The organism is Marmoricola sp. RAF53, from assembly GCF_052114005.1.
Lineage (GTDB): Bacteria > Actinomycetota > Actinomycetes > Propionibacteriales > Nocardioidaceae > Marmoricola.
Genome location: NZ_JBFRDX010000001.1, coordinates 51,332 through 67,249, shown reverse-complemented (window position 1 = coordinate 67,249; position 15,918 = coordinate 51,332). Strand labels below are relative to the sequence as shown.

The window sequence follows — 15,918 nt, the reverse complement described above, 5'->3', positions numbered from 1 at the left end:
CGCCGTGATCGTCCGTTAGCGGCCCGGCCTCGATCCGGCAGCCCGGTGGGGGCATTCCCCCCGGAACGGGGGAGTCTCGGGTTCGCGGCCCGACCTAGCGTCGAGGACGATCACGCCGGCGGGAGGAGTGCGATGACCGAGTTCGATGCCCCGGTTCCGTTCACCAGCGAGGACTACGCCGCCCGGATGCGCGGGGTCGTCGACCAGGCCGTCGCGGCCGGGCTGACCGGCGCCGTCGTCACCCCCGGCCCGGACCTGGTCTGGCTCACCGGCTACCAGCCGACGGCGATCACCGAACGGCTCACCGCGCTCGTGCTCGCGGCCGACCACCCGCCGACGCTGCTGGTCCCCCGGCTCGAGCGCCCCGACGCCGAGGCGGCCGAAGGGGCCACCGCGGTCACCTTCGCCGACTGGACCGACGGCACCGACCCGTACGACGCGGTGGCCCCGCTGCTCCGCGGCGACGGCAGCTACGCCATCTCCGACTCCGCCTGGGCGATGCATCTGCTCGGCTTCCAGGGCGTCCTGCCCGGGTCGTCGTACCGGTCGATGACGCACAGCCTCCCGATGCTGCGTGCGGTCAAGGACGCCAACGAGATCGGCCGGCTGGCCGCCGCCGGCGCGGCCGCCGACGCGGCGTACGGCGAGATCAAGAAGGTCCGCTTCGCCGGCCGGAAGGAGACCGAGGTGGCCGCCGACCTGGCCGGGCTGCTCCGCGAGTTCGGGCACTCCCAGGTCGACTTCACCGTCGTGGGCTCGGGCCCGAACGGCGCCAACCCGCACCACGAGGCCGGCGGCCGGACGATCCAGCCGGGAGACGCGGTGGTCCTCGACTTCGGCGGCCTCAAGCACGGGTACGGGTCCGACACCACCCGCACCGTCTGCGTCGGCGAGCCGACCTCGGAGATCCAGGAGATCCACGACATCGTCCGCGCCGCGCAGCAGGCCGGGGTCGACGCGGTCCGGGTCGGCGTCGCCTGCCAGGAGATCGACCGCGCCGCTCGCGCCGTGATCACCGAGGCCGGCTACGGCGCCGAGTTCCTGCACCGGACCGGGCACGGCATCGGCGTCACCACGCACGAGCCGCCGTACATGGTCGAGGGCGAGGAGCAGCCGCTGGTGCCCGGGATGTGCTTCTCCGTCGAGCCCGGGATCTACCTGGCCGGGAGGTTCGGCGTCCGGATCGAGGACATCGTCACCGTCACCGAGGACGGCCCGCGGAGCTTCAACAACACCGACCATCGGCTCGCCGTTGTGGAATGAGCAGTGGTGGAGCCTAGGGGACTCGAACCCCTAACCCCCTGCTTGCAAAGCAGGTGCGCTACCAATTGCGCCAAGGCCCCGGGAGTCAGGCCTTCTCGACCGGGTCGGTGGCCTGCTGCCACAGGGCCTGCTCCTCGCGGCCCTGGTCCACCTTCTTCTTGATGAGGATTCCGGCCACGACCGCTCCGGCGAGCAGCAGGATCTTCTTCATTCCGACCTCCCAAGGTGGATCGAGTGGGCCTAAGAGGACTTGAACCTCTGACCTCTTCCTTATCAGGGAAGCGCTCTAACCGTCTGAGCTATAGGCCCGCTCGGATCGGCATCAGCCGAACCGAGAGGGAAATCTACCCCATGGTTCCGCGAGTCGACAAAACGGGCCCGGGCCGCCTTCGCGGTGCCGCTCAGCGGTCCTCGGCGAAGGTGACCTCCACGCCCCCGAGCAGGGTCGCGGCGAGGTTGTAGAGGAACGCTCCGAGGGTCGCGATCGCGGTGATCAGGATGATGTCGAAGACCGCCACGATCATCGTGAAGCCGAGCACGCGCGAGGTGCCGAGGTACTTCTGGATCTCGAACGGCGTGCCGGTGTTGTCCCCGATCGAGTCGCGGATGATCGAGTTCACCGAGTCCCACAGACCGGCGGCGCCGAGGACGCCCCAGATGATCGCGACCGCGACCACGGTGACGATGCCGAGCGCGACCGACAGCAGGAACGCCGCCTTCATCACCGACCACGGCTCGATCGTGACCAGGCGAAGGGTGGCCTTGCGGGTGTGCGGCCGCGGCGCGTGCGCCGGCTGACCGGCAGCCGCGCCGCCCTTCGGCTCCTGCACCTTCGTCTCCACGGTCACGTCCTTCTCCTCCGGTGCCTTCCCGGCATCCTTCTCGCGCTTGCGCCAGCCCCGCCCGCTGCCCTTCGGCTCCTCGTCCGGTAGCGGGGGGAGAACCACTCCGTTGCGGCCCCCGTCGTCCTGCTTCGTCGTCCCCGCCAGGCTGCGAGGCGGCGCGATCGACTCCTCGGGCCGCTCGGGCATCAGTCCTCCTCGGTCACAGGTGCGGACTCGGTCTCGTCAGCGATTGTTGCATCCGCCTCCTGAGGGGCCCCTGTCCCGGCGGTCTCCTCGGCGGTCTCCTCGGCCTCGTCCTCGTCGTCGGCGCGCTCCACGCTGCGCGCGACCACGGCGACCGTGTTGTTGCCCTTCGGGGTCACGAACTTCACCCCCATCGTGGACCGGCCGGTCGTCCGGAAGTCCGCGTTGATGGGGCTGCGCACGACCTGGCCGTCGGAGGTGATCGAGAGGACCTCGTCGCCCTCGACGACGATGAACGCGCCGACGAGGACGCCGCGGTCCTCGTTCTGCAGCGCCATCGCCTTGATGCCGAGACCGCCGCGGCCCTGGGTGCGGTACTCCGAGATCCGGGTGCGCTTGGCGAAGCCACCGTCGGTGATGGTGAAGACGTACTGCACCTGGGCTTCGGCCGAGTCCTCGTCGTCGGCCTCGTGGGCGATCTCGTCGGCGCGGATGACCGACATCGACAGCAGCGAGTCGCCGTCGCGGAACTTCATCCCGGTCACGCCGGAGGTGGCCCGGCCCATCGGCCGGAGCTGGCTGTCGTCGGCGGTGAACCGGAGCGCCTGGCCCTTGCGGGAGACGAGCAGGATGTCGTCGTTCTCGCTGACCAGCTCGGCGCCGATCAGCTCGTCGTCGTCCTCGCGGAAATTGATCGCGATGACGCCGGCCTGGCGCGGGCTGTTGTAGTCCGCGAGCCGGGTCTTCTTGACCAGGCCGCTGCGGGTCGCGAGCACCAGGTACGGCGCCTGCTCGTAGTCGCGGATCGCGAGCACCTGCGCGATGCTCTCGTCGGGCTGGAAGCTGAGCAGCCCGGCGACGTGACCGCCCTTGGCGTCGCGCTGCGCCTCCGGCAGGTTGTACGCCTTGGTCCGGTAGACCCGGCCGGCCGTGGTGAAGAACAGCAGCCAGTGGTGGTTCGTCGTCGAGATGAAGTGCTCGACCACGTCGTCGCCCCGGAGCGTCGCGCCGCGCACGCCCTTGCCGCCGCGCTTCTGGGTCCGGTACTGGTCGGCGCGGGTGCGCTTGGCGTAGCCACCGCGGGTGATCGAGACGACCAGGTCCTCGTCCGGGATCAGGTCCTCCATGGAGAGGTCCCCGTCGGCCGCGATGATCTGGGTACGACGGTCGTCGCCGTACTTGCCCACGATCTCGGCGAGCTCCTCGGAGATGATCGTCCGCTGGCGCGACTCGTTGGCGAGGATGTCGTTGAGGTCGGCGATCCGCAGCTCGATCTCGGCCAGGTCGTCGATGATCTTCTGACGCTGCAGGGCTGCCAGCGAGCGCAGCTGCATGTCGAGGATCGCGGTCGCCTGGATCTCGTCGATGTCGAGGAGGCTCATCAGGCCGGTACGCGCGTCGTTCGCGTCCGGCGAGCTGCGGATGAGGGCGATGACCTCGTCCAGCATGTCGAGCGCCTTGACGAGTCCGCGCAGGATGTGGGCCCGCTTCTCGGCCTCCGCGAGGCGGTAGCGGGTCCGGCGCTGGATGACCTCGATCTGGTGGGTGACCCAGTTGGAGATGAACTGGTCGATCGTGAGCGTCCGCGGGACGCCGTCGACGAGCGCCAGCATGTTGGCGGAGAAGTTCGTCTGCAGCTCGGTGTGCTTGAGCAGGTTGTTCAGGACGACCCGGGCGACGGCGTCGCGCTTGAGGACGACGACGAGACGCTGGCCGGTACGGCCGGAGGAGTCGTCACGGACGTCGGCGATGCCCTGGACCTTGCCGGAGTCGGCGAGCTCGGCGATCTTCAGCGCGAGGTTGTCCGGGTTGACCATGTAGGGCAGCTCGGTGATCGAGAGGCAGGTCCGGCCCTTGTTGTCCTCGTCGATCTCGATGACCGCGCGCTGGGTGACCGAGCCGCGGCCGGTGCGGTAGGCCTGCTCGATGCCCTGGCGGCCGACGATCAGCGCGCCGTTCGGGAAGTCGGGTCCCTTGATCCGCTCGATGAGCGCGTCCTGCAGCTCCTCGCGGCTGGCGTCTGGGTGGTCCAGCGCCCACTGCGCACCCTCGGCGACCTCCTTGAGGTTGTGCGGCGGGATGTTCGTGGCCATGCCGACCGCGATGCCGGCCGAGCCGTTGACCAGCAGGTTCGGGTAGCGCGCCGGCAGGACCGTCGGCTCCTCGGAGCGGCCGTCGTAGTTCGGCTGGAAGTCGACGGTCTCCTCGGTGATGTCGCGGACCATCTCCAGCGCCAGCGGCGCCATCCGGCACTCGGTGTACCGCATCGCCGCCGCGGAGTCGTTGCCCGGCGAGCCGAAGTTGCCCTGCCCGTGGATCAGCGGCGCGCGCATGACCCACGGCTGGGCGAGCCGGACCAAGGTGTCGTAGATCGCCGAGTCGCCGTGCGGGTGGTACTGACCCATCACGTCACCGACGACGCGCGAGCACTTGGAGAAGCCGCGGTCCGGGCGGTAGCCGCCGTCGTACATGGCGTAGAGCACCCGGCGGTGCACCGGCTTCAGGCCGTCGCGCACGTCGGGGAGCGCGCGGCCGACGATGACGGCCATCGCGTAGTCGATGTAGGCGCGCTGCATCGACGTCTGCAGCTCGATCGGCTCGATCCGGCCGCCGGGGCCCTCGCCGCCGGTCCCGCCAGTGTTGTCGGTGGGGGTCTCAGTCATGAGTGGTTACCTTCAGGCTCAGATGTCGAGGAAGCGAACGTCTTTGGCATTGCGCTGGATGAAGCTGCGGCGCTGCTCGACGTCCTCACCCATCAGCGTCGAGAAGATCTCGTCGGCCTGGGCGGCGTCGTCCAGGGTGACCTGGAGCATCAGCCGGGCGTCCGGGTTCATCGTGGTCTCCCACAGCTCCTCGGCGTTCATCTCGCCGAGACCCTTGTACCGCTGGACCGGGTTCTCCTTGGGGAGCTTCTTGCCCTGGTCGAGACCGTCGGCCATGACCAGGTCGCGCTCCGCGTCGGAGTAGACGAACTCGTGCTCGGCCGGCTTGTTCCAGCGGACCCGGTAGAGCGGCGGCTGGGCCATGTAGACGAAGCCCTGCTCGATCAACGGCTTCATGAACCGGAACAGCAACGTCAGCAGCAGGGTGTTGATGTGGTGGCCGTCGACGTCGGCGTCCGCCATCAGCACCACCTTGTGGTACCGCAGCTTCTCGAGGTTGAACTCCTCGTGGATGCCCGTGCCGAGCGCGGAGATGATCGCCTGGACCTCGGCGTTGCCGAGCACCTTGTCGATGCGCGCCTTCTCGACGTTGAGGATCTTGCCGCGGATCGGCAGGATCGCCTGGATCCGCGGGTCCCGGCCCTGACGTGCGGAGCCGCCGGCGGAGTCGCCCTCGACGATGAAGACCTCGCACTCCTCCGGGTTCGTCGACTGGCAGTCCGACAGCTTGCCGGGGAGGCCGCCGCCGCCGAGCAGGCCCTTGCGGTTCCGGGCCAGGTCGCGCGCCTTGCGCGCGGCGATCCGGGCGGTCGCCGCGGCCTGGGCCTTGCGGATGATCTCCTTGCCCTCGGCCGGGTTCTGCTCGAGCCAGGCGCCGAGCTGGTCGTTGACCACCGACTGCACGAAGCCCTTGGCCTCGGTGTTCCCCAGCTTCGCCTTGGTCTGACCCTCGAACTGCGGGTTGGAGATCTTCAGGCTGATGATCGCGGTGAGACCCTCGCGGATGTCGTCACCGGTCAGCCGGTCCTCCTTCTTCTTGATCAGGCCCCAGTCCTCGCCGGCCTTGTTCATCAAGGTGGTGAGCGCGGCGCGGAAGCCCTCCTCGTGGGTGCCGCCCTCGGGGGTGTTGATCGTGTTGGCGAAGGTGTGGACCGACTCGTTGTACGACGAGGACTGCCACTGCATCGCGATCTCGAGGCTCATCGGGTTCGGGACGTCGCTCGCGGTCTCCGCCTCGGCGGAGATGATCGTGCTGATCGGCGTCTTGCGCCGGTTGAGGAAGTCGACGTAGTCGGCCAGGCCCCGCTCGTACTGGAAGACCTGTTCCAGGGCGAGGTGACCGTCCACGGCGGTGGCGTGGATCTCGGACGCCGCCTCGGCGACGCCCTCGGCCTCCTCGACGGTGCCGTCCTCCACGGCCTCGGCGATCTCCTCGGCCTTGGGCCGGGCGTCGCGCAGCTCGATGCGCAGTCCCTTGTTGAGGAAGGCCATCTCGCGGAAGCGGGTGGAGATCGTCTCCAGGGTGTAGTCGGTGGTCTCGAAGATGTCCTCCGAGGCCCACCAGGTGACCGTCGTGCCGGTGCGCTCGCCGTCCTCGAGGGGACGGACCTGCCGCAGGTCGTAGTCGGGCGTCCCCAGCGAGAACTCCTGCTCCCAGAGGAAGCCACGGTTCTTCACCTCGAGGTGCAGCTTCGTCGACAGCGCGTTGACGACCGAGGAGCCGACGCCGTGCAGGCCGCCGGAGACCTTGTAGCCGCCACCGCCGAACTTGCCGCCGGCGTGCAGCACGGTGAGGGCCAGCGTCGCCGCGGGGATCTCCTGGCCCGGGGCCGTGTCGGTCGGGATGCCGCGGCCGTTGTCGGTGACCGTGACCGAGCCGTCGGCGTTGAGGCTCACGTTGACGGTGTCGCAGTAGCCGGCCAGCGCCTCGTCGACCGCGTTGTCGACGATCTCCCAGATCAGGTGGTGCAGGCCGCGCTCGCCGGTCGAGCCGATGTACATGCCCGGACGCTTGCGAACCGCTTCGAGTCCCTCGAGGACCTGGATGGCGCTGGCGTCGTAATTGCCGTCGACGGCGCCGGTGGTGCCCATCTCGTTCGGGACTGTTTCGGCCACGGTTTCCTCTTCACTGGGTCGAGCGGGCTGCGCGGCACACGAGGGTGCTCACGGCACAGAAGTGGTCGTCGCTGGCGGTGTCACCACAGCTAGGACGACCAGCCCTCAGTCTACGCGTCAGGGCCCGTAAATCACGTGCGCGGCTGCCCGGTTGGGGGATCTTCGCCGAAATTCGAGCCTGTGAGGCCCGAGAACGGCTCTCAGGGCCCGGTTCAGGGGCCTGGATGGGTACCCCTACCGGTGCAAGGCCGCCAGATCCGCGTCCGCCGGTTTCCGGCCACCGGGGCCGGCCCCGGATCAGCCGTAGGTGTCCCGCGGTCCGCGGCCCTTGACCCGGAGCCGTCCCGACGTCCACCGGGGGACGTGCGGACCGAGCACGTCGATCACCTCGATGGTGCCGTCGCCGAGCTCCTCGTTGAGGCGGCGTACGACGGTCGCGGCGAGGAGCTTCATCTGGGTCGCCCAGGCCGTGGAGTCGGTGCGCACGACCAGCCGGCCGTCGACGTAGGACTCCGGGGTGACGTGCTCGGCGACCTCGCGGCCGACGATCGCCGGCCACCGGGTGAAGACGCCGTGCACCCGGAGCTCGGTCTGCCAGCCCTGCTCGGCGACGAACCGTCCGAGGCTCGCGTCGAGGGTCTGCGGGTCCCGGTCGTCGGGGTGCGCCGAGCTCGACCGCGGCTCGAACCGCTTCGGCCGGGTCGTCCTGCGCCGGAGCGGGCCGGTCTTCCCGGCCAGCCCGCGGGCGATCGAGCGGGCGAGGTCGAGCCCGGTCTCCTCGTGCTGCTCCTGCTCCGTCTGACCTTCCGCCGCCTGCTCCGGTTCCTCAGTCATCGAGGGTCACCTGCCCCCCGGCCACGGTGAATCGCCGGCCGCGGAGCTGCTCGGGGATGTCCTCGCCGACCGCCGCGGTGATGAGCACCTGCTCCGCGTCCGCGACCAGGTCGGCCAGCTGCGCGCGCCGTCCGGCGTCGAGCTCGGCGAAGACGTCGTCGAGGATCAGCACCGGGTCGTCGCCGCCGGCGCGGAGCAAGTCGTACGACGCCAGTCGGAGCGCGAGGGCGAAGGACCAGGACTCGCCGTGGCTGGCGTACCCCTTCACCGGGAGGTCGCCGAGGGAGAGCAGCAGGTCGTCGCGGTGCGGCCCGACCAGGGTGAGCCCGCGGTCGAGCTCGTCCGGTCGCCGGCGTTCGAGCTCGGCGAGGATCTGGTCCGCGAGCGGCTCCGGTGGTTGAGGAGGTTGCGCAGCAACCGTCTCGAAACCCGTGAGCGCCAGGCTGGGTCGATAGACCATTCCGGCGTCGTCGCGGGACGCGCCGCGCGCGACCGCTTCGTAGGCCTTGCCCACCAGGGGCGTGAGGTCCGCGACGAGCTGGATCCGCCGGCGCAGGATCTCGGCGCCGAGCTCGGCGAGTCGTGCGTCCCAGACCGTGAGGGTCGACAGGGCCGACTCGGACGTGGATCCACCCCGCCTCGCGAGACGCGCCGTCTTGAGCAGGGAGTTTCGCTGCTTGAGCACCCGGTCGTAGTCCGCCCGGGTGCCGGCGTAGCGCGGCGACACCTGGACCAGCAGGTCGTCGAGGAAGCGGCGGCGCTCGGAAGGATCACCCTTGACCAGGGCGAGGTCCTCGGGGGAGAAGACCACGGTCCGCACCAGGCCGAGCAGCTCCTTCGCCTTCGGCAGCGGCGATCGGTTGATCCGGGCACGGTTCGACCGGCCCGGGTTGATCTCGATCTCGAGCACCGCGCGACGTTCGTCGCGGATCACCGCGGCCCGGACGATCGCCTGCGACGCGCCCTGCCGCACCAGCGGCGCATCGGCGGAGACCCGGTGCGAGGAGAGGCTGGAGAGGTAGTCGATCGCCTCGACCAGGTTGGTCTTCCCCTGCCCGTTGCGCCCGACGAACGCGGTAACGCCGGGTCCGATCTCGACCTCGGCGGTCGGGTACGACCGGAAGTCGTGCAGCGACAGGTGCGCGACGTGCATCAGGGGTGGGCGTCCCCGCCCGGGGGCGGTTCGGTGTGCAGCGCGTGCCCGCCGAACTGGTTGCGCATCGCGGCGACCGCCTTCATCGCGGGGCTGTCGTCCTGCCGGGAGACGAAACGCGCGTACAGCGCAGCGGTGATCGCCGGCGTGGCGACGGCGTTGTCGATGCCGGCCTCGACGGTCCACCGGCCCTCGCCGGAGTCGTCGGCGTAGCCGCGGATCCCTTCCAGGCCGGGCTTCTCGTCGAGCGCGGCGACCAGCAGGTCGAGCAGCCAGGACCGGATCACGGTGCCCTCGCGCCAGGACCGGAAGACGTCGGTGACGTTGTCGACCAGGTCGACGGTCTCGAGCAGCTCCCAGCCCTCGGCGTACGACTGCATGATCGCGTACTCGATGCCGTTGTGAACCATCTTGGAGAAGTGCCCGGCGCCGACCTTGCCCGCGTGCACCCAGCCGAAGTCGCCCTCGGGCTTCAGGGTGTCGAACGCCGGCTGCACCTTGGCGACGTCCTCGGCGCTGCCGCCGGCCATCAGGGCGTAGCCGTTCTCCAGACCCCAGACCCCGCCGGAGACGCCGCAGTCGACGAAGCCGATGCCCTTCGGCGCGAGCAGCTCGGCGTGCCGGATGTCCTCGGTCCAGCGCGAATTGCCCCCGTCGACGATCAGGTCGCCCTCGCCGAGGAGGCCGGCGAGCTCGACGACGGTCTCGTCGGTCGGGACGCCGGCGGGCACCATGACCCAGACGACCTTCGGGCTGGGCAGCGCCTCGACCATCGCCGCGAGCGAGTCCGCGTCGGACACCTCCGGGTTGCGGTCGTAGCCGACGACGGTGTGCCCGCCGTTGCGCAGCCGGGTGCGCATGTTGCCGCCCATCTTGCCGAGGCCGACGAGTCCGAGGTGCATGGCGTGCGGTTCCCTCCGGTCGGAGCGGGCGTCAGGAGAGCAGGCGGCGCGGCATCAGCAGGTACTTGAAGCTCGCGTCGACGTCGCCCGAACCCGCGTCGAGTGCGTCCACCCCTGAGATTACGACGGGCTTGGCCGACGTGGTGAACGCGAGCTCGACGTACTGGCTCTCGAGTGCGCCGAGTCCGTCGAGCAGGAACTGGGGGTTGAAGCCGGTGGTGAGGTCGTCGCCGGTGATGCTGGCCTCGATCGACTCGCTCGCCATCGCCTCCTCGCCGGAGCCGGCGTCGAGCGTGAGCACACCGTCACCGAAAGCGAGCTGGACGGCCGTGTTGCGCTCGGCGACGAGCGCGACGCGCTTCACGGCGTCGATCAGCACGGTGCGCTCGACCCGGGCCAGGGTGAGGTGCTCGCTCGGGAACAGGGAGCGGACCTTGGGGAACTCGCCGTCGAGGAGGCGGGTGGTGGTGCGCCGGATGCCGCCGCCGGCCGAGCCCTCGAAGCCGATGATGCCCTCGCCGGCACCGGAGGTGGAGAGCGCGATCGCGATCTCGGACCCGCCGGTGAGCGACTTGGCCGTGTCGGCGAGGACCTTCGCGGGCACCAGGGCCGCGGCCGAGAGGTCCGGCGTTCCGGGGTCCCACTCGAGATCGCGCTGCGAGAGCCGGAACCGGTCGGTGGCGAGCATCGAGATCGACGTGCCGTCCATCTCCAGGCGGACACCGGTGAGCACCGGGAGCATGTCGTCGCGGCCGGCCGCCGTGACCGCCTGGCCGACGGCGTGTGCGAACGCCTCGCTGTTGACCTTGCCGCGGGCCTGCGGCATCGACGGGAGCGAGGGGTAGTCCTCGACCGGCATCGTCTGCAGGCTGAACCGCGCAGAGCCGCAGGTCAGGGTCACCTTGGGGCCGTCGATGGTCATCTCGACCGGCTTGTTCGGGAGGCTGCGGCAGATGTCCGCGAGCAGCCGGCCCGACACGAGCGCCTTGCCCTCGGCGGAGACGTCGGCGTTGAGCGTGGCGCGTGCCGACGTCTCGTAGTCGAAGGTGGAGAGCTGGAGTCCGTCGGCACCGTCGATGTTGCCGGCCTCGATCAGCAGGCCGGCGAGCACGGGAGCGCTCGGGCGCAGGGGCAGGGCGCGGGCCGTCCAGGCGACGGCATCAGCGAGTACATCGCGCTCGACGCGGAACTTCACGGGGGACTCCTCCTGCGGGTCGGCCTCACGACGAGGGCCGGTAGTGCTCCGGGATGGGCATCCTGCCACGCGGGACGGGCGGTGCGGGAGCCGGAGAACAATGTTGTCCCCAGGCAGGGCGTCCCCCGGTTGTGATTCGACGAGGGGAGATATCTAGATCTCGTCGTAGTAGTAGGGCCGGTGGATCCTGTGGACAACCTGCGTAATTGCAGGTCAGGTGCTGGTTCTGAGTCCCCAGGGCTTGTGGATCCGGTGTGCTCGAACGACAGGTTCCTGTGGTTCCCGCGCGTGCCTGTGAGGGCGGGTGGCGAGTTGTCCACAAGCTTTCCACGGACGCTCCACCGGAATTGTCGTCCGGAACCACATCTTCCACCGTTGTGGTTCGGGCCGGACGGTGGTGCCGTCAGCCCTGCTTGGCCTGCTGCTTGATCCTCATGGTCAGCTCGTTGACCGTCTTGTAGACCGTCTGCCGCTCGGCCAGGTCCTTGCGGATGCGGCGCTCGGCGTTCATCACCGTGGTGTGGTCGCGTCCGCCGAACTGCTGGCCGATCTTCGGCAACGACAGGTCGGTGAGCTCGCGGCAGAGGTACATCGCGATCTGGCGGGCGGTCACCAGGGCCCGGGTCCGGCTCGGTCCGCAGAGGTCCTCGATGCTGAACGAGTGGTACGACGCCGTCTGGGCGATGATCAGCCCGGCGGTGACCTGGGGTTCGCCACCCTCGGGGATGAGGTCCTTGAGCACGATCTCCGCCAGGGTCATGTCGACCTCCTGGTGGTTGATGCTCGCGAAGGCGGTCACCCGGATCAGGGCACCCTCGAGCTCGCGGATGTTGGTCTGGATCCGGCTCGCGATGAACTCGAGGACGTCGGCGGGTGCGTGCAGGCGGTCGGCGGCGGCCTTCTTGCGGAGGATCGCGATCCGGGTCTCCAGGTCCGGCGGCTGCACGTCGGTGAGGAGGCCCCACTCGAACCGGTTGCGCAACCGGTCCTCGAGCTGGGTCAGGCGCTTGGGCGGCCGGTCGGAGCTGATCACGATCTGCTTGTTGGCGTTGTGCAGCGTGTTGAACGTGTGGAAGAACTCTTCCTGCGTCTGCTGCTTGCCCTCGAGGAACTGGATGTCGTCGATGAGGAGCACGTCGACGTCGCGGTACCGGCGCTGGAGCGCGGCCGTGTTCGCGTCCTTGATCGCGTTGATCACGTCGTTGGTGAACGCCTCCGAGGACACGTACCGGATCTTCGCCCCGGTGTAGAGGCTGCGGACGTAGTGACCGATCGCGTGCAGCAGGTGGGTCTTGCCGAGGCCCGAGTCGCCGTAGACGAGCAGCGGGTTGTACGCCTTGCCGGGTGCCTCGGCGACGGCGACCGCGGCCGCGTGCGCGAACCGGTTCGACGAGCCGATGACGAAGGTCTCGAAGGTGTACCGGGGGTTGAGCGGGCTCTCCGGGATCCCGAGGGTGTTTGTCGACAAATCGTTTTGTGGAGAAGTGGACTTATCTCCCAGGCCTGGCGTCGGAGCCAGGCGGTCGACGTCGTCGAGCGGGTCGCTGCGGTGCCGCGGCGCGGGGTCCGCCGCGGTCTCGGCAGTCGGTTCCGGTGCCTGGTCCTCCGGCGCGAGAGTGTCGTCGACGGTCACGGCGATCCGGATCGGCTTGTTCAGGCTGTCGCTGAGCGCGTCCTCGAGCCGGGTGCGCAGCCGGCCCTCGAGCTGGGTGCGGGTGAACTCGTTGGGGACCGCGATCACCGCGGTCGACTCGGCGAGCATCACCGGCTTGCTGGACGCGAGCCAGACGCGCTGGTTGGGAGCCAGGCTGTCCAGGATCGCGGGCCACAACGCATCGAGCTCACGACCATTACCTGCTGCTGACTCCACGCGCTCCCGCGCTCCCCTCGTTCGCAGACGCCGTTTCGGACCGGGATCTCGGCTCGTCGTGTCGTCTGGGTTGATCCACTTGTGCCGATCCACACGTTTGTCCACAGGGTGTGCAAGCGTGCGGCGCCCGGGCTGTTGAGCGCGGTTACGCGCTGGAAACGGGGGGATCGGTGGGCGGACGCTAACAAGTCCACGGCCTGTGGATCAACTGGTTGTCCACAGGTTTGCCGGATTCACCGGCGTGTCGCAGGCGCGGCGTCGCTGCGTGCTGGCAGGGTGTGATCTTTTCGGCTCCGTGCGGTGCTGGCGAACTTCAATTTGCCCGGCCCGCCGGGGCCCGCGTACCGTTGCAAGGTCGAAACCGGTTCGACCGGGTGCCGCATGTCCACGAACGAATCCCGTCAAGGGGTCCGCAGCGCGGGCAGGCGGTTCCAGTTGAACAGCCCGGAAGGGCCGACTGGCGGCGTCATGCGTCGTGCGACCCGGTCGTCGACAACCCAGCTTCCCCTATAAGAACTGCGTGTGGAGTAACTCGTGAGCAAGCGTACTTACCAGCCGAACAACCGTCGTCGCCACAAGGTGCACGGTTTCCGCCTCCGGATGCGCACCCGCGCCGGCCGGGCGATCCTGTCCGCCCGTCGCCGGAAGGGCCGCAAGAGCCTCGCAGTCTGAGGCAGCTGCGACGGGTGTGCTGTCCTCCGCGCATCGCCTGACGTCAGCCGACGACTTCCGCTACACGGTCCGACGGGGCCGACGTGCCGGTGGTCCGCTGATGGTGGTGCACCTGTGCCGACCAGATGTCGACAAAGCGACAAATGCCCAGACTCTTGTCGGGTTCGTCGTCGCGAAGGCGGTCGGTCCCGCAGTGACCCGCAACCGTGTGAAGCGCCGGCTCCGGCACTTGATGCGGGAGCGGGTCGACGTGCTTCCGCAGGGAACGCGAATCGTCGTCCGGGCTCTGCCCGCGGCAGCCGGTGCGACGTTCGGGGATCTCGGGGCCGAGCTGGATCGTTGTCTGGATCGTGCGGCATGAAGTACGTCCTCATCGGCCTCCTGAAGGCCTACCGCTTCGCCATCAGTCCGCTGTACGGCCAGGTCTGTCGGTACCACCCGACCTGCTCGGCGTACGCGCTGGAGGCGGTGACGGTGCACGGAAGCATCAAGGGCAGCTGGCTGGCGGTCCGCCGCGTTGCGCGCTGCCACCCCTGGGCGGCAGGCGGGTACGACCCGGTGCCGGCCCGCAGCACGAACCAGACCTGAACGACCTGGTCCGGCACCTGCCGGCCCGGGCGAACACGACTCAAGGAGTCTGAGTGGGTTTCCTCAGCGACATCGGCTCGTTCATCATGACGCCGCTGTACTACGCCATCTCCGCGGTTCTCCTCGGCTGGCACAAGGTGTTCGGAGCCCTGTTCGGCCCCGATTCCGGTGCGGCGTGGGCATTCTCGATCATCGGCTTGACCGTGGTCATCCGGGCGGCGCTGATCCCGCTCTTCGTGAAGCAGATCAACTCCAGCCGGAACATGCAGCTGCTGCAGCCGAAGGTCAAGGAGCTGCAGAAGAAGTACGGCCACGACCGGGAGCGGCTGACCCAGGAGACGATGGCGCTCTACAAGGAGACCGGGACCAACCCGTTCTCCTCGTGCCTGCCGCTGATCATCCAGATGCCGATCTTCCTGGCGCTGTTCCGGTTGCTCAACTCCGCCGCGAACAACGACAAGCCCAAGGGCTTCCTGACCCAGGCTGACGTCGAGAGCCTCCGCAACGCGACGATCTTCGGGAACGTCCACATCGCCGACAGCTTCACGTCGACCGATCAGGTCGCCGTGAAGATCTTCGCCGGCATTCTCGTCCTCGCGATGACGGCGACCACCTTCCTCACTCAGCGCCAGCTGATGAGCAAGAACATGCCGGCCGACGCGCTCAGTGGTCCGTACGCCCAGCAGCAGAAGATGCTGCTCTACGTCCTGCCCCTCGTCTTCGCCGTCGGTGGCATCGCGTTCCCGATCGGTGTCCTCCTCTACTGGACGACCTCGAACCTCTGGACCATGGGCCAGCAGTTCTACGTGATCCGGAACAACCCCGCCCCGAACACCGAGGCGTTCTACGCGAAGCAGAAGCGTGACGCCGAGAAGGCCCGCAAGCACGGCAAGGTCGTCGAGACCGAGGTCGTCGTGGAGGAGACTCCCGAGCCGCCGGCTCCGCCGCGGCAGCAGCCGAAGCGGCAGTCGAGGAGCCAGCGCAAGGGCAGCCAGGGCAACCCGCGGCCCAACCCGAACCAGGACCAGAACCAGAACGACCAGGGAGACGACCAGTGAGCGAGAACGTCGAAGCCGCCGAGGCCGCCGAGGTCGAGGCGCCGGAGAACGACGCCGAGGACCAGACCTCCGAGGACGAGACCTCCGAGAACCGTCCGACCCGGACGAAGCGCCTGGAGCAGGAGGGCGAGATCGCCGCGGACTACCTCGAGGAGCTGCTCGAGATCGCCGACCTGGACGGCGACCTGGACATGGATGTCGAGGGTGACCGCGCGACGGTGTCCATCGTCGGTGCCGACCTGCCGCAGCTGATCGGCGACAAGGGCGAGGTGCTCGAGGCTCTCCAGGAGCTCACCCGCCTGGCCGTGTACCGCGAGACCGGCGAGCGGTCGCGGCTGATGCTGGACGTGTCCGGTCACCGGGCCGCCCGTCGTACCCAGCTCGAGGAGCTGGCCGCGACCCTGGTCGCCCAGGTCAAGGAGACCGGTGAGCAGGCGTCGCTTGAGCCGATGTCCCCGTTCGAGCGCAAGGTCGTCCACGACGTGGTGGCCGCCGCCGGGCTGAACTCGGAGTCGGAGGGCGTCGAGCCCCGTCGCTACGTGGTGATCCTTCCCGCGTGAGGCTCCGATGACGGACG

General features: G+C 69.1%; 15 protein-coding genes and 2 tRNA genes. 6 read left to right on the top strand and 11 right to left on the bottom strand.

Annotation, left to right across the window (positions count from 1 at the left end):
* Positions 1-132: 132 nt before the first annotated feature.
* Positions 133-1,263, top strand: coding sequence for an aminopeptidase P family protein (locus AB4Y76_RS00320; RefSeq protein ID WP_441921300.1), 1,131 nt, complete (start codon positions 133-135; stop codon positions 1,261-1,263).
* Positions 1,264-1,267: 4 nt separating this feature from the next.
* On the opposite strand, the gene AB4Y76_RS00315 is transcribed toward AB4Y76_RS00320, so the two are convergent.
* The 11 genes from AB4Y76_RS00315 to dnaA form a co-directional block, all read right to left on the bottom strand.
* Positions 1,268-1,343: transfer RNA gene (locus AB4Y76_RS00315), tRNA-Ala, on the bottom strand.
* A gap of 5 nt (positions 1,344-1,348) precedes the next feature.
* Positions 1,349-1,474 (bottom strand): DLW-39 family protein, encoded by a 126-nt coding sequence (locus tag AB4Y76_RS00310; RefSeq protein ID WP_441921298.1) that lies wholly within the window; start codon positions 1,472-1,474, stop codon positions 1,349-1,351.
* A 24-nt stretch (positions 1,475-1,498) separates the two neighbouring features.
* Positions 1,499-1,572: transfer RNA gene (locus tag AB4Y76_RS00305), tRNA-Ile, on the bottom strand.
* Between the two features lie 92 nt (positions 1,573-1,664).
* The gene (locus tag AB4Y76_RS00300; protein WP_441921296.1) at positions 1,665-2,294 is read right to left on the bottom strand and encodes a DUF3566 domain-containing protein; all 630 of its coding nucleotides are present in this window, start codon (positions 2,292-2,294) and stop codon (positions 1,665-1,667) included.
* The gene (gene gyrA, locus AB4Y76_RS00295) at positions 2,294-4,954 is read right to left on the bottom strand and encodes a DNA gyrase subunit A (protein ID WP_441921294.1); all 2,661 of its coding nucleotides are present in this window, start codon (positions 4,952-4,954) and stop codon (positions 2,294-2,296) included. Before gyrA ends, AB4Y76_RS00300 begins: the two co-directional genes overlap by 1 nt.
* A gap of 18 nt (positions 4,955-4,972) precedes the next feature.
* Positions 4,973-7,045 carry a DNA topoisomerase (ATP-hydrolyzing) subunit B gene (gene gyrB / locus AB4Y76_RS00290; protein ID WP_441921768.1) on the bottom strand — a complete coding sequence of 691 codons (2,073 nt, stop codon included), beginning with the start codon at positions 7,043-7,045 and terminating at the stop codon, positions 4,973-4,975.
* Positions 7,046-7,366: 321 nt separating this feature from the next.
* Positions 7,367-7,903 (bottom strand): DUF721 domain-containing protein, encoded by a 537-nt coding sequence (locus tag AB4Y76_RS00285; RefSeq protein ID WP_441921293.1) that lies wholly within the window; start codon positions 7,901-7,903, stop codon positions 7,367-7,369.
* A complete protein-coding gene (recF, locus tag AB4Y76_RS00280; RefSeq protein WP_441921292.1) occupies positions 7,896-9,056 on the bottom strand; it encodes a DNA replication/repair protein RecF in 1,161 nt (386 codons plus the stop codon). Before recF ends, AB4Y76_RS00285 begins: the two co-directional genes overlap by 8 nt.
* Positions 9,056-9,958, bottom strand: a complete 903-nt coding sequence (gnd, locus tag AB4Y76_RS00275; RefSeq protein WP_441921291.1) for a phosphogluconate dehydrogenase (NAD(+)-dependent, decarboxylating) — start codon at positions 9,956-9,958, stop codon at positions 9,056-9,058. The genes recF and gnd overlap by 1 nt, the downstream gene beginning before the upstream one ends.
* A gap of 31 nt (positions 9,959-9,989) precedes the next feature.
* A complete protein-coding gene (gene dnaN / locus AB4Y76_RS00270) occupies positions 9,990-11,153 on the bottom strand; it encodes a DNA polymerase III subunit beta (RefSeq protein WP_441921290.1) in 1,164 nt (387 codons plus the stop codon).
* A gap of 403 nt (positions 11,154-11,556) precedes the next feature.
* Entirely contained in the window at positions 11,557-13,023 is a 1,467-nt protein-coding gene (gene dnaA / locus AB4Y76_RS00265) for a chromosomal replication initiator protein DnaA (protein ID WP_441921288.1), read from the bottom strand.
* A gap of 534 nt (positions 13,024-13,557) precedes the next feature.
* Between dnaA and rpmH the strand changes: the two genes are divergently transcribed.
* The 5 genes from rpmH to AB4Y76_RS00240 all read left to right on the top strand — a co-directional run bounded on the left by rpmH (position 13,558) and on the right by AB4Y76_RS00240 (position 15,901).
* Positions 13,558-13,695: a 50S ribosomal protein L34 gene (gene rpmH / locus AB4Y76_RS00260; protein ID WP_114780495.1), complete on the top strand. Its 138-nt coding sequence runs from the start codon at positions 13,558-13,560 to the stop codon at positions 13,693-13,695.
* Between the two features lie 16 nt (positions 13,696-13,711).
* Positions 13,712-14,056: a ribonuclease P protein component gene (rnpA, locus tag AB4Y76_RS00255; RefSeq protein WP_441921287.1), complete on the top strand. Its 345-nt coding sequence runs from the start codon at positions 13,712-13,714 to the stop codon at positions 14,054-14,056.
* Positions 14,053-14,283: a membrane protein insertion efficiency factor YidD gene (gene yidD / locus AB4Y76_RS00250; RefSeq protein WP_441921285.1), complete on the top strand. Its 231-nt coding sequence runs from the start codon at positions 14,053-14,055 to the stop codon at positions 14,281-14,283. Before rnpA ends, yidD begins: the two co-directional genes overlap by 4 nt.
* Before the next feature lie 86 nt (positions 14,284-14,369).
* Positions 14,370-15,341, top strand: a complete 972-nt coding sequence (gene yidC, locus AB4Y76_RS00245; RefSeq protein WP_441921767.1) for a membrane protein insertase YidC — start codon at positions 14,370-14,372, stop codon at positions 15,339-15,341.
* Positions 15,338-15,901 carry a Jag family protein gene (locus AB4Y76_RS00240; protein WP_441921284.1) on the top strand — a complete coding sequence of 188 codons (564 nt, stop codon included), beginning with the start codon at positions 15,338-15,340 and terminating at the stop codon, positions 15,899-15,901. Before yidC ends, AB4Y76_RS00240 begins: the two co-directional genes overlap by 4 nt.
* Positions 15,902-15,918 lie beyond the last annotated feature (17 nt).